At 70.9% G+C, this 12754-nt stretch carries 14 protein-coding genes; 13 read left to right on the forward strand and 1 reads right to left on the reverse strand.

Going from position 1 to position 12754, the window contains the following annotated elements; genetic code table 11:
• Positions 1–37 precede the first annotated feature (37 nt).
• Complete coding sequence (locus ACR9Y5_RS03780; protein ID WP_481296719.1) at positions 38–1309, forward strand: M23 family metallopeptidase; 1272 nt, start codon at positions 38–40, stop codon at positions 1307–1309.
• The gene (locus ACR9Y5_RS03785) at positions 1302–2612 is read left to right on the forward strand and encodes a C40 family peptidase (protein WP_481296720.1); all 1311 of its coding nucleotides are present in this window, start codon (positions 1302–1304) and stop codon (positions 2610–2612) included. Before ACR9Y5_RS03780 ends, ACR9Y5_RS03785 begins: the two co-directional genes overlap by 8 nt.
• 117 nt (positions 2613–2729) lie before the next feature.
• Here the strand turns inward: ACR9Y5_RS03785 and ACR9Y5_RS03790 are convergent, their stop codons facing one another.
• Positions 2730–3221 carry an inorganic diphosphatase gene (locus ACR9Y5_RS03790; protein ID WP_481296721.1) on the reverse strand — a complete coding sequence of 164 codons (492 nt, stop codon included), beginning with the start codon at positions 3219–3221 and terminating at the stop codon, positions 2730–2732.
• A gap of 43 nt (positions 3222–3264) precedes the next feature.
• Here ACR9Y5_RS03790 and tilS point away from each other — a divergent pair, with 43 nt between their 5' ends.
• From tilS to ACR9Y5_RS03845, 11 genes are all read left to right on the forward strand, one after another.
• Entirely contained in the window at positions 3265–4338 is a 1074-nt protein-coding gene (tilS, locus tag ACR9Y5_RS03795) for a tRNA lysidine(34) synthetase TilS (RefSeq protein ID WP_481296722.1), read from the forward strand.
• Between the two features lie 16 nt (positions 4339–4354).
• Positions 4355–4906, forward strand: coding sequence for a hypoxanthine phosphoribosyltransferase (hpt, locus tag ACR9Y5_RS03800; protein ID WP_481296723.1), 552 nt, complete (start codon positions 4355–4357; stop codon positions 4904–4906).
• Positions 4907–4984: 78 nt separating this feature from the next.
• Positions 4985–6988 carry an ATP-dependent zinc metalloprotease FtsH gene (ftsH, locus tag ACR9Y5_RS03805; protein ID WP_481296724.1) on the forward strand — a complete coding sequence of 668 codons (2004 nt, stop codon included), beginning with the start codon at positions 4985–4987 and terminating at the stop codon, positions 6986–6988.
• A gap of 13 nt (positions 6989–7001) precedes the next feature.
• A complete protein-coding gene (gene folE / locus ACR9Y5_RS03810) occupies positions 7002–7580 on the forward strand; it encodes a GTP cyclohydrolase I (protein WP_481296725.1) in 579 nt (192 codons plus the stop codon).
• Positions 7577–8380, forward strand: coding sequence for a dihydropteroate synthase (folP, locus tag ACR9Y5_RS03815; RefSeq protein WP_481296726.1), 804 nt, complete (start codon positions 7577–7579; stop codon positions 8378–8380). The genes folE and folP overlap by 4 nt, the downstream gene beginning before the upstream one ends.
• Entirely contained in the window at positions 8373–8756 is a 384-nt protein-coding gene (gene folB / locus ACR9Y5_RS03820) for a dihydroneopterin aldolase (protein ID WP_481296727.1), read from the forward strand. Before folP ends, folB begins: the two co-directional genes overlap by 8 nt.
• Entirely contained in the window at positions 8753–9295 is a 543-nt protein-coding gene (gene folK, locus ACR9Y5_RS03825) for a 2-amino-4-hydroxy-6-hydroxymethyldihydropteridine diphosphokinase (RefSeq protein WP_481296728.1), read from the forward strand. The genes folB and folK overlap by 4 nt, the downstream gene beginning before the upstream one ends.
• Positions 9292–9771: a DUF3180 domain-containing protein gene (locus ACR9Y5_RS03830; protein WP_481296729.1), complete on the forward strand. Its 480-nt coding sequence runs from the start codon at positions 9292–9294 to the stop codon at positions 9769–9771. The genes folK and ACR9Y5_RS03830 overlap by 4 nt, the downstream gene beginning before the upstream one ends.
• Positions 9755–10240, forward strand: a complete 486-nt coding sequence (locus tag ACR9Y5_RS03835) for a PH domain-containing protein (protein WP_481296730.1) — start codon at positions 9755–9757, stop codon at positions 10238–10240. The genes ACR9Y5_RS03830 and ACR9Y5_RS03835 overlap by 17 nt, the downstream gene beginning before the upstream one ends.
• On the forward strand, positions 10237–11934 hold the full coding sequence (locus tag ACR9Y5_RS03840) for a PH domain-containing protein (RefSeq protein WP_481296731.1): 1698 nt from the start codon (positions 10237–10239) through the stop codon (positions 11932–11934). The genes ACR9Y5_RS03835 and ACR9Y5_RS03840 overlap by 4 nt, the downstream gene beginning before the upstream one ends.
• Positions 11934–12743 carry a Rossmann-like and DUF2520 domain-containing protein gene (locus ACR9Y5_RS03845; RefSeq protein ID WP_481296732.1) on the forward strand — a complete coding sequence of 270 codons (810 nt, stop codon included), beginning with the start codon at positions 11934–11936 and terminating at the stop codon, positions 12741–12743. Before ACR9Y5_RS03840 ends, ACR9Y5_RS03845 begins: the two co-directional genes overlap by 1 nt.
• Positions 12744–12754: the final 11 nt, after the last annotated feature.

Raw genomic sequence — 12754 nt, forward strand, 5'->3', positions numbered from 1 at the left:
CCTGCCGACGCGAGAAGTGAGCGGGTCGAAAACACACATGAAACGCCAGACGACGAGCCGAACGGTTCCCCCGACCATCCCCGGCGGCCCCCGCCGGGCGGTTCGTGCTGCGCTGGCGGCCCTCGCTGTCGCCGCCGTCACGGCGGTGGGAGCCGTCGCCGCCCCGGCCTACGCCGACAACTACCCGTCATGGCAGGACGTGCAGAACGCCAAGGCGAACGAGTCGGCGGCCACTGCCCAGGTCGACCGCATCAACGGTCTGATCTCGTCGCTCAAGCAGGAGGTCGCGGACACGCAGGCCCTCGCGGTCAAGCGTGGGGCGGAGCTCGAGGTCGCCCAGACGAACTACGACACGGCGACGATGAAGGCGCTCGATCTGGAGTCGCAGGCGGTCGCGAGCCAGAAGAAGGCCGACGAAGCGAGCGAGCAGGCAGGCAAGCTGGCCGCCCAGCTCTACCGCACGGGTGGCCGCAACCTGACCGCCAACCTCTTCCTCAGCGGAAACAACGCGAGCACCACGAGCCCCGACAAGCTCCTCGCCGGCCTGGGCAGCATGTCGAAGCTCGTCGAGCAGTCCAACAAGGTCTATACCGACGCCAAGGCCGCTCAGAACACGGCGAAGTCCCTGTCGGCCCAGGCGGATGTGGCCAAGGCCGAGCGCGAGCGCCTGCGCGTCGTCGCCGAAGCGGCGATGCAGGCCGCGATCGAGGCGGCCAAGGCGGCGCAGGACAAGCTGGCCGAGCAGCAGAAGCAGATCGTCGTCATGCAGGCGCAGCTCGCCGCCCTCAAGGACACCACCGCGAAGACCGTCGCCGGCTACCAGGCCGGCGTGGCGGCCGCCGCAGCGGCCGCGGCCGCGCGCGGATCGGCCGGCCTCCCCGGCGGCTACGTCGGACCGCAGGGCTGGGCGGTGCCCGCCGCAGGCCCGATCACCGACGGCTTCGGCGCACGTCCGTCGCCGGGCGGCATCGGGAGCACCTACCACATGGGCATCGACATCGGCGCCTCGTGCAACTCGCCCATCTATGCTGCGCACGACGGTACGGTCATCTACGCCGGACCGAACGGCTCGTACGGCAACTTCGTGCTGGTCGACAACGGCGGCGGCGTCGACACCGGCTATGCGCACATCCGCGACGGCGGCATCCTCGTCGGCATCGGCCAGCATGTCGGCGCCGGTCAGCCCATCGCCCGCGTCGGCACCACCGGCGCATCCACCGGCTGCCACCTCCACTTCGAGGTGCGCATCAACGGGACGAAGATCGACGGCATCCCGTTCATGAGAGACAGGCAGGCACCCCTTGGCTAACGAGAACGAGAAGATCAGCCGGGTACGCCCGGGCCTCGCGATCGGCGCGGGCGTGATGGGCGCGGTCACCGCATCCATCGGCATCGTGACCCCGGCGCAGGCGGTCGACTACCCGTCGTGGAACGACGTGCAGCAGGCCAAGAACAACGTCGCGAACCAGCAGGCGATGATCGACAACATCACGAACCTCATCAGCGGTCTGCAGTCGAGCGTGGATGCGGCACGCATCGCCTCCGAGAAGGCGGCGGAAGCGTATTTCCAGGCGAAGGATGCGCTGACGGCTGCGACGGCGAAGGCCGACGATCTGCAGAAGCAGGCGACGGCCGCGGCCGAGAAGGCCAAGACCTCCAAGATGCGCGCAGGCCTCCTCGCCTCCCACCTGGCGAAGTCCGGCGGCGGCGACGTGACCACCGACCTCATGCTGAAAGGGGGCGGCTCCGGCTCCGCTGCCGACAAGCTGCTGTTCCAGCTCGGCACGATGAGCAAGCTGACGGAGCAGTCGAAGGCGGTCTACGACCAGGCCACCACGGACAAGAACACGGCCGACGCCCTCACCGCGCAGGCCAAGGCGGCCAAGACGGAGCGCGAGTCGCTCGCCGCCGAGGCCGACAAGGCGCTCGCCGCCGCGCAGTCGGCTCAGGCGCAGGCGCAGGCCGCACTGGCGACGCAGCAGCAGAAGTCGACGGAGCTCGTCGCGCAGCTCGCGACCCTCAAGAACACGTCTGCGCAGACCGAGGCCGCCTACCTCCAGGGCGAGCAGGTCAAGGCGCAGCAGGAGGCGGCCCGCAAGGCGCAGGAGGAGGCCCTCCGTCAGCAGCAGTTGCAGCAACAGCAGCAACAGCAGCAGCAGGCGTCCGCACCGAGACCGCCGGCGTCCTCCGGGGGCGGAGGCGGCGCGGCGCCCTCGGCTCCGGCGGCCCCGAACGGGAACGTCGTACAGACGGCCATCGCCTACGCCCGGGCGCAGCTCGGCAAGCCGTACATCTTCGGCGGCGAGGGCCCGGTCGGCTACGACTGCTCCGGTCTGACGATGAAGGCCTATGCGTACGCCGGCGTCTACATCGGCTCGCACTCGGTCAACAACCAGTACTACACCGCCGCGGGTCGCGGGCAGCTGGTGTCGTACAGCGCCAAGCAGGCGGGCGACCTGATCTTCTGGGGATCCGGTCCCGGCGACTTCTACCACGTGGGCATCTACATCGGCGGCGGCATGATGATCGCCGCTCCCACCGAGGGCGACGTCGTCAAGATCCAGTCCGTCTGGGGCTCCCCCTACCGCCTGGTCGCGCGCCCCAGCGCCTGAGTCCCGCCCTGTCGCGCCCCACCCGCGCCCGCCGTCGAGTACACGAAAACTGCACGCCATCCGACCGGTTGGCGTGCAGTTTTCGTGTACTCGACGGTGGGGGTGAGCCCGAGAGGGTCAGTGGGCCTCGGCGGCGAGCTTGGCGATCGCCTTCTGGACGAGAGCGTCGGCCTCGGCGGCGTCGCCCCAGCCCTCGATGTTGACGAACTTGCCCGGCTCCAGGTCCTTGTAGCGGGCGAAGAAGTGCTCGATCTCCTTGCGCGTCTGCTCCGGGATGTCGTTCACATCCTGGATGTGCTGCCAGCGCGGGTCCTTGTACGGCACGGCGATGATCTTCGCGTCGCCGCCGGCCTCGTCGCTCATGTTCAGGACGGCGACCGGGCGCACCTTCACGCCGACACCCGGGAAGACCGGGTACTCGAGCAGCACGAGCGCGTCCAGCGGGTCACCGTCGTCGCCCAGCGTGTTCTCGAAGAAGCCGTAATCGGTCGGGTACACGAAGCTGGTGAAGAGCACGCGGTCGAGGAAGACGCGACCGGTCTCGTGGTCTACCTCGTACTTGTTGCGGCTCCCCTTGGGGATCTCGATGACGACGTCGTATTCGGCCATGCCGTGCTCCTTTGTGGTCGTGATTCGGCACTAACGTTACTAGGTGCCCCTCCACGGTTCCGCGGCCCCGGACCGCCGCCCGCGGCTCACGCCCGCCATCGCCGACGCCCGCCGCGCCGTCCGCTCGGCGCTCGCCGCAGCGGCCGCGCTGCCGCCGGTCGACCCGCACGACGACCACGGTCCCGCCCGCCCCTCTCCGCTGACACCGGGCGCTCTCGTCCTCGTGGGTCTGAGTGGGGGAGCGGACTCCCTGGCTCTCGCCGCGGCGACGGCATTCGAGGCGCCGCGGGCAGGGTTCCGGGCCGGCGCCGTGGTGGTCGACCACGGCCTCCAGCCCGGGTCGGATGCGATCGCCGCGCGCGCCGCCGGGCAGGCGTCGGCGCTCGGGCTCGGCCCCGTGGTGGTCCGCCGGGTCGAGGTGGATGCGGTGGGCGGCCCGGAGGGGGCGGCGCGCGCCGCCCGGCACGCGGCGTTCGATGCCGCGCTCGCGGAGACGGGAGCAGAGCGCATCCTGCTCGCCCACACCCTCGACGACCAGGCCGAGACGGTGCTGCTCGGCCTCGCCCGCGGCTCCGGCCCGTCGAGCCTGCAGGGGATGCTGCCGGACACCGGCCGGCTGCTGCGTCCCTTCCTCGGGCTCCGCCGTGCACAGACCCGCGCGTTCTGCGCCGACAGTCGCCTGGAGCCGTGGGACGACCCCCACAACGACGACCCCTCTTACACGCGCGTGCGCGTGAGGAACGCGGTGCTGCCGGTGCTGGAGCGCGAGCTCGGCCCCGGCGTCGCCGAAGCGCTCGCGCGGACGGCCGAACAGCTGCGCGAGGACGACCAGGCCCTCGACGGCCTCGCCCTCGAGTGGGCGCAGGAGCTCGTGACCCAGGCCGACGACGGATCGGTCGCGCTGGACGTCCGCGGGCTCGCGTCGGATCCGGCCGCACTCCGCCAGCGGATCATCCGCCTCGTGGTCTCCGCGGAGTTCGGCGTCTCCCTCACACGGACCCACACGCTCGCCGTCGCCGCCCTCATCACCGACTGGCACGGGCAGGGACCGGTCGACCTGCCAGGCGTTAGAGTGGTCAGGCAGAACGGGCTGCTCACGTTTCACTCCACCACGTAAGGACAGCACCTCCCCCATGGAACTCACGGACGTTCAGGACGACCTCACCGAGATTCTGATCACCGAGGAGCAGATCCGCTCCCGCGTCGCCGAGCTCGCCCGCGAGGTCGAACGCGACTACGCGGGCAAGGACGTGCTGCTGATCGGCGTCCTGAAGGGCGCCGTGATGGTGATGGCCGACCTGTCCCGCGAGCTGCGCATCCCCGTCACCATGGACTGGATGGCCGTCAGCTCCTACGGCAGCGGAACGCAGTCGAGCGGCGTCGTCCGCATCCTGAAAGACCTGGACACCGACCTCAGCGGCAAGACCGTCCTCATCGTCGAGGACATCATCGACTCGGGCCTCACCCTGTCGTGGCTGCTGTCGAACCTGCGCAGCCGCGGGCCGGAGTCGATCGAGATCTTCGCGCTGCTGCGCAAGCCCGAGGCGGCGCGCGTCGAGATCGACGTGAAGTACGTTGGCTTCGACATCCCGAACCAGTTCGTGGTGGGCTACGGCCTCGACTACGACGAGCGCTACCGCACCCTGCGCGGGGTGGGCATCCTGGCGCCCGCCGTCTACAGCTGACGCGGCCCGCCGCACGCAGACCGCCCAGAGCGAACACGCAGGCGACCCACAGCGCCCAGGCGGTACTGTGGTCGCACCATGAACGTCAAGAAGATCTTCCGCGGCCCGATCCTGTACGTCGTGCTCGCGATCATCGCGGTGTGGATCGGCTCGAGCCTGATCACGATGTCGGGATTCAAGAGCGTCTCCACCCAGAAGGGCCTGGAATACCTCTCCGAGGACAAGGTGGCCAGCGCGAAGATCGTCGACGGTGAGAACCGCGTCGACCTGACGCTGAAGGAGCCGGACGGCAACCTCGGCGACCAGGTGCAGTTCTACTACGTGACGCCGCGCGGCGAGGATGTCGTGAAGGCGGTCGACGCCGCCGACCTCCCCAAGGGCTACGACGATGAGGTCCCGCAGCCGAACTGGTTCGTCAACATCCTCGGGTTCCTCATCCCGGCGCTGCTGATCGGCGTGTTCTTCTGGATCATGATCTCCGGCATGCAGGGCGGCGGCAACAAGGTCATGCAGTTCGGAAAGTCGCGGGCCAAGCTCGTGACCAAGGAGACGCCGAAGGTCACCTTCGACGACGTCGCCGGGTCCGATGAGGCGATCGAGGAGCTGCAGGAGATCAAGGACTTCCTGAAGGAGCCCGCCAAGTTCCAGGCGGTCGGCGCCCGCATCCCGAAGGGCGTGCTGCTGTACGGCCCTCCCGGAACGGGCAAGACCCTGCTCGCCCGGGCCGTCGCGGGTGAGGCCGGCGTTCCGTTCTACTCGATCTCCGGGTCGGACTTCGTCGAGATGTTCGTCGGTGTCGGCGCCAGCCGCGTGCGCGATCTGTTCCAGCAGGCGAAAGAGAACTCGCCCGCCATCATCTTCATCGACGAGATCGATGCGGTCGGCCGTCACCGCGGGGCCGGGCTCGGCGGCGGTCACGACGAGCGCGAGCAGACGCTGAACCAGCTCCTCGTGGAGATGGACGGCTTCGACCCGAAGACCAACGTCATCCTGATCGCGGCGACGAACCGCCCCGACATCCTCGACCCCGCGCTGCTGCGCCCGGGCCGCTTCGACCGCCAGATCGGCGTGGATGCGCCCGACATGCTCGGCCGCAAGAAGATCCTCGAGGTGCACGGCCGCGGCAAGCCCCTGGCCGCCTCCGTCGACCTCGAAGTGCTGGCCCGCAAGACGCCGGGCTTCACCGGAGCCGACCTGGCGAACGTCCTGAACGAGGCCGCTCTGCTGACCGCCCGCTCCAACGCGCAGCTGATCGACAACCGCGCACTGGACGAGGCCGTCGACCGCGTCATCGCCGGTCCGCAGAAGCGCACCCGGGTCATGAAGGACCAGGAGAAGCTGATCACCGCGTACCACGAAGGCGGCCACGCGCTCGCCGCCGCGGCGATGCGCCACACCGACCCCGTGACGAAGATCACCATCCTGCCGCGCGGTCGCGCCCTCGGGTACACCATGGTGTTGCCGCTGGAGGACAAGTACTCCGTCACACGCAACGAGCTGCTCGACCAGCTGGCCTACGCCATGGGCGGTCGCGTCGCCGAGGAGATCGTGTTCCACGACCCGACCACCGGCGCGTCGAACGACATCGAGAAGGCCACCTCCATCGCCCGCAAGATGGTCACCGAGTACGGCATGAGCGCCGACATCGGCTCGGTCAAGCTGGGCCAGGCGAACGGCGAGATGTTCCTCGGCCGCGACATGGGTCACCAGCGCGACTACTCCGAGCGGATCGCCGAGCGCGTCGACGCCGAGGTGCGTGCCCTCATCGAGAAGGCGCACGACGAGGCGTGGGAGGTGCTCAACGACAACCGCGCGACGCTCGACCGTCTGGCCGCCGCGCTTCTCGAGCACGAGACCCTCGACCACAACCAGATCGCCGAGATCTTCGCCGAGGTGAAGAAGCTGCCGGAGCGCCCGCAGTGGCTCTCCAGCGACAAGCGCCCCATCTCGGACGTGCCGCCCATCCCGTTCCCGAAGGCGCCGATCGACGCCGGGGCGGTGGACGGCGGAGTGGACTCCGAGCCTCCGGCGGCCAAGCCGAAGCGCTCGCCCGCCATCAAGCCGCGGCCGGCCACCGCCTAGGGCCGCCGCGCGCATGACCGGCATCGACCGTCCGCGCATCGAAGCGGCCGTCGCCGAGATCCTCGCCGCCATCGGCGAGGATCCGGCGCGTCCGGGGCTCGAGAGCACCCCGTCCCGGGTCGCCGACGCGTATGCGGAGTTCTTCGCCGGCATCGGACGTGATGCTGCCGCCGACCTCGGAGAGCCGGTCCCACTCGAAGAAGGGCGCACGGCCGAGACTGTGCTGCTGCGCGACATCGAGTTCCGCTCGATCTGCGAGCACCACCTGCTCCCGTTCCTCGGCGTCGCGCACGTCGCGTACCTGCCGGGCGACACGGTGGTCGGTCTGGGGCGCATCCCGCGCGTCATCGAGACGCTCGCTGCGCGCCCGACGCTGCAGGAGCGGCTGACCGAGCAGATCGCCGACACGATCGAGGAGGGCGCCGCCGCGCGCGGCGTGCTCGTGGTGCTCGACGCGGCGCACTCCTGCGTGACCGCTCGCGGGCCGCGCCAGACACGCAGCACGACGGTGACCGTCGCGGCACGCGGTGCGTTCGCCGAACCGACGGCGCGTGCGGAGCTGATGGCACTAATCGGGCGTGGCGTCGCGTGACCCTCATCATGGGCGTCCTCAACGTGACGCCGGACTCCTTCAGCGACGGCGGCCTCTGGCTCGAGCCGGACGCCGCCATCGAGCACGGCCTCGACCTGGTCGCACAGGGTGCGGACGTGGTGGATGTGGGGGGCGAGTCGACGCGTCCCGGCGCCGTGCGCGTGGACCCGGTCGAGGAGCAGAACCGAGTCGTCCCGGTCATCAAGGAGCTCGCGTCACGCGGGGTGCTCGTGAGCGTGGACACGCTCAACGCGTCGACGGCGCGGGCGGCCGTCGCGGCCGGCGCCGCGATCATCAACGACGTGTCCGGGGGACTGGCCGACGCCGGGATGCCGGACGTGGTGCTCGAGACGGGTGCGCAGTACGTCGTCATGCACTGGCGCGGCCGTCTCGACGCCGCCGATTCACGGGCCGTGTACCAGCACACCGTCGCCGAGGTGCGCAGTGAGCTGTCGGCCCGTGTCACCGACCTGATCGGACGCGGTGTCGACCCGGCCAAGCTCATCCTCGACCCGGGTATCGGCTTCTCGAAGAACGCCACCCACAACTGGCAGGTGCTCGCCGGGCTGCACGAGATCGAGACGCTCGGCTACCCGGTGCTGATCGGCGCATCGCGCAAGCGGTTCCTCGCCGCGCTGGTGCCGGAGGGTGCGCCACCCCAGCATCGGGACGTCCCGACAGCCGTCATCTCGGCGCTGGCCGCCCAGGCGGGCGCGTGGGCGGTGCGCGTGCACGACGTGCCGTCGACACGGATCGCCCTCGACGTGGTGCGGGCGTGGCAAGCTGGACGCGATGACTGACATCCACTCCCGGAGGGCCGATTCGATCGTCCTCACCGGCTTGCGCATCCGCGCGAACCACGGCGTCTTCGACTTCGAGCGCGCCGACGGGCAGGACTTCGTCGTCGACGTCACCGCGTGGCTCGACCTCTCGCCGGCCGCCGCCGGTGACGACCTGGCCGCGACCGTCCACTACGGCGAGCTGGCCGAGGAGGTCGTCGCGGCGGTGGAGCGCGACCCCGTCGATCTCATCGAGACCCTGGCCGAGCGGGTCGCCGCGACCGTGCTCGCGCACGAGCCGGTCGACGCCGTCGAGGTGACGGTGCACAAGCCGCAGGCGCCGATCAGCGTGCCCTTCGGGGATGTCGCGGTCCGCATCACGCGGAGTCGGCCGTGAACGCGGCGCCGATCGGCAAGCCGGTGCGGATGCGCGTCGGCGTGCCCGCCGTGCTCGCACTCGGGAGCAATCTCGGCGACCGCGCCGCGACCATCCAGGCCGCCGTCGATCTGCTGCGCGTGGAGCCGGGCGTCGACGTGCGCGCGGTCTCACGGCTGTACGAGACGCCGGCGCTCAGGCCCGACGGGATCGACGAGGAGGCGCCCGCGTACCTGAACGCGGTCGCCCTCGTGCACAGCCTGCTCGAACCCATCGGCCTGCTCGGCGTGGTCAACCGCGTCGAGGATGCGCTGGGCCGTGTCCGCGAGGAGCGCTGGGGCGACCGCACGATCGACATCGACATCGTCGACTATGACGGGATCGTGTCCGACGACGACCCGCGGATCGTCCTCCCGCACCCCCGGGCGCACGAGCGCGCCTTCGTGCTGGTGCCGTGGCTCGACGTCGACCCGGGGGCGCGTCTGGCGGGTCACGGGCCCGTCGCGGAGCTGGCCCGGCAGGCCGGCGATCCGGTCGAGCTGTGGGAGGACCGCTCGTGAACCGCACGCGCCCCGCCTCACTCATCGGACTCGCGGTTGTCGGTCTGGCGATCGGCTTCCTCGCGGAGCTCGCCGCCGCGTCGATGGGCGCCGCGATATTCATCCCGCCGCTGACGCTGCCGATCACACTGCTCGCGGTCGCAGTGATCGTCGTCGCCTTCGCGGTGCCCATCCGGCGCGCGGTGCGCGGACGCACCGTGCGGCGCATCGACCCGTTCCAGGCGACGCGCATCGTGGTTCTCGCGAAGGCGTGCAGCCTGAGCGGCGCCCTGCTCGTGGGCGCAGGCGTGGGCGTCGGCGCCTATCTGCTCACGCGGGATGTGCTGCCCGGCGGCAACGCCATCCTGCTGACCGCCCTCGCCACGGCCGGCGCGGTGGTCTTGCTCGTGGCCGGGCTGGTGGCCGAACTGTTCTGCACCCTCCCTCCCGGCGACGACGACGAGCGCACGGAGAACGTCCATGTCCGATCGGATTGATCTCGACGTCGGCGAATGGCGTCGCGTCTCGCCCAAATACGTACTCGTCGTCGTCGCCAGCACCGTGCTGACGGGCCTGGTGCTCTCCGCAGCGAGCCTGTTCCTGTGGCTGATCGGGGGGTGGAGCTTCGGCTGGCTGCTCCTCGCCGTCGTCGTGGTGGTGAGCGCCGTCGCGCTCGTGATCGCGCCCCGTCGCGCTCGCTCGATCGGGTACATCCTGCGCGGGGACGATCTGCTGTTCCGCCGCGGGATCATGTTCCAGCGGTTCGTCTCGGTGCCGTACGGACGGATGCAGCTGATCGACATCAACCGCGGGCCCGTGAGCAGGCTCCTCGGCCTGGCCGACCTCAAGTTCGTCACAGCCGCCGCCTCCACCGGCGTGATGGTGCCCGGGCTTCCGGAGGCGGACGCCGCCGAGCTGCGCGACCGGCTGGTCGAGCTGGCGGAGAGCAGACGGGCCGGACTGTGACCGCGCCCCAGCTCCCGGGGAACGGCTCCGCGCCGGCGCTGTCGCCGGCGGAGCGCGCAGCCGAGCGGTACACCGACGGCGAGTGGCACCGCCTCCACCCGGCGACGCCTGTGCTGCGCGGCGGGATCGTGTTTATCGCGGTGTTCGGCTTTGTGCTCTCCAACCTGCGCGAGCGGTTGATCAGCTTCTTCGTGGGCGCGCCGCAGTACGGAGGCGACCCGCTCGACGCGATCTACGATCACGGCTGGGAGGGCTGGGCGCTGCTCGGAGTGGCCGTTGTGCTGCTCGCCTGCCTCGGCGTGTTCTACCTGTCGTGGCGCATGCACAGTTTCCGCATCACCGGGGATGCGGTCGAGGTGCGCAGCGGCATGCTGTTCCGCACCCAGCGCAAGGCGCGGCTCGACCGCATCCAGGGAATCAACGTGGTGCGGCCGCTCCTCGCCCGGCTGGTCGGCGCGGCGAAGCTGGACATCTCCGTCGCCGGCCACGATGCGAACGTGCAGCTCGCCTACCTCGGGTCGTCCTTGGCGGACGGTCTGCGCGGCGACGTGCTGCGGCTCGCGTCGGGGGTGCGCGCGGCGGAGGCGGCGGAGGCCGCCGCCGAAACGGCGGAGCAGGCCGGCGAGGCGGCGCAGGCCGGCGAGGCGGCGCAGGCCGGCGACGCGGCGCAGGGCGGCGTAGCAGCAGTGCGGAACCCGGATGGGGTGCTTCGGCCGTCTCGCGCCGGCGCGGTGAGCGACCTGGTGGGTAGGCGCGTGAACGAGTTCCTCGCACCTGAGCTCGATCCGAACGCCGCTCCGCCCGAGTCCGTCGTGAAGATCCCGCCGTTGCGACTGTTCGGTTCGCTGCTGCTGAGCGGCTTCACGATCTTCGTGCTGGTCGTGGTCGCCTTCCTCGTCTGGGGTGCGGTGAGCGGCGCGCTGTGGCTGCTCATCGTGGTGCTGCCCGGACTGCTCGGCTCGGCGAGCTTCTACATCAACCGCTTCACCAAGTCGCTCCGCTACTCCATCGCCGGGACGCCGGACGGCGTGCGCGTCGGCTTCGGCCTCCTGAGCACCAGCAACGAGACGCTCCCGCCCGGGCGCATCCATGCCGTCGAGGTGCTGCAGCCGCTGCTGTGGCGGCCGTTCGGGTGGTGGCAGATCCGGATCGACACCGCCGGGCACTCGCGCGAGAAGGGCGCTGCCGGCCAGCCCAATACGACCATGCTCCCGGTGGGCGACGCCGCCGACGTGTCCCGCGTGCTGTCTCTCGTCCTGCCCGGTTTCGCGACTGAGGAGCACCGTGCGCTGGTCGAGGCGGGGATGGTGTCGTCCGGTCATGACGACTTCACCGGGAGTCCCCGCCGGGCCGCCTGGATCCGCCCGATCTCCTGGCAGCGCACCGGCTTCCGGCTGGTCGGCGATGCGATCGTCCTGCGCCGGGGGTTCGTCTGGCGGAGCCTGGCCATCGTCCCGCTCGCCCGGCTGCAGAGCCTCGAACTGCAGCAGGGTCCGTTGGATGCGGCACTCCGGCTGGCGGAGGCGCGGTTCCACACGGTCTCCGGTCCGGTCCGCCCGCGCCTGGCTGCGATCGACGGCCAAGCGGCCGTCACACTGTTCGAGGAGGTCGCCGCGCACGCCGTCGCCGCCGCGACGGTCGACCGCAGCCACCGTTGGCGGCACGACCCGATCCGTCCTGAGGAGGACCACTGATGCTCCCGTCCGCTCGTCCACCGTCGCAGCGTTCCGGGCGGTTGGGGCTCGGGATCGTGGGCGCCGGCCGCGTCGGACCGGTGCTCGGCCTCGCGCTCGCCGGTGCGGGTCACGCCATCGTCGGGATCTCCGCGGTGTCGGAGCGCAGCCGCGAGCGCGCGGAGAGCATGCTGCCGCACGTTCCCATCCTCGACGTGCCGACGGTCGTGGAGCGCAGCGAGCTCGTCGTTCTGGCCGTCCCGGACGCCGAGCTCCCCGGGCTCGTCGCCGGCCTCGCCTCGACGGGCACCTGGCAGCCGGGCCAGATCGTGCTGCACACCGCGCCCGGATACGGGATCGACGTCCTCCAGCCCGCTGCCGCCGCGGGCGCCATCCCGCTCGCGGTTCATCCCGCCCTCGAGTTCACCGGGACGAGCCTGGACCTCACCCGGCTCGCGGAGAGCTACTTCGCGGTGACCGCGCCGGCGGCCGTGCTGCCCATCGCCCAGGCGCTCGTCGTCGAGATGGGCGGAGAGCCGGTCGTGGTCGCCGAAGCGGACCGGCCCGCCTACGCCGAGGCCATCGCGACGGCGACGTCGTTCTCCCGTTCGATCGTGGAGCAGTCCACCGGGCTGCTGCGCGATATCGGCGTCGACAACCCCGGCTCGTACCTCAGTTCGCTGATCCGCTCGGCCGTGGACAACGCCCTCACCCGCGCCGGAGCGCCCTCGCGGTTGGCGGTCGAGGACGTGATCGACGCGCTCGGCCCGGAGCCGGGGGACGGGGACCCCGGCGACGACGGACGCGGCTGGTACCTCCGCGGCGAGTAGCCTTGTTCCGG

This window comes from Leifsonia sp. KNZ13-11D, from assembly GCF_056754895.1.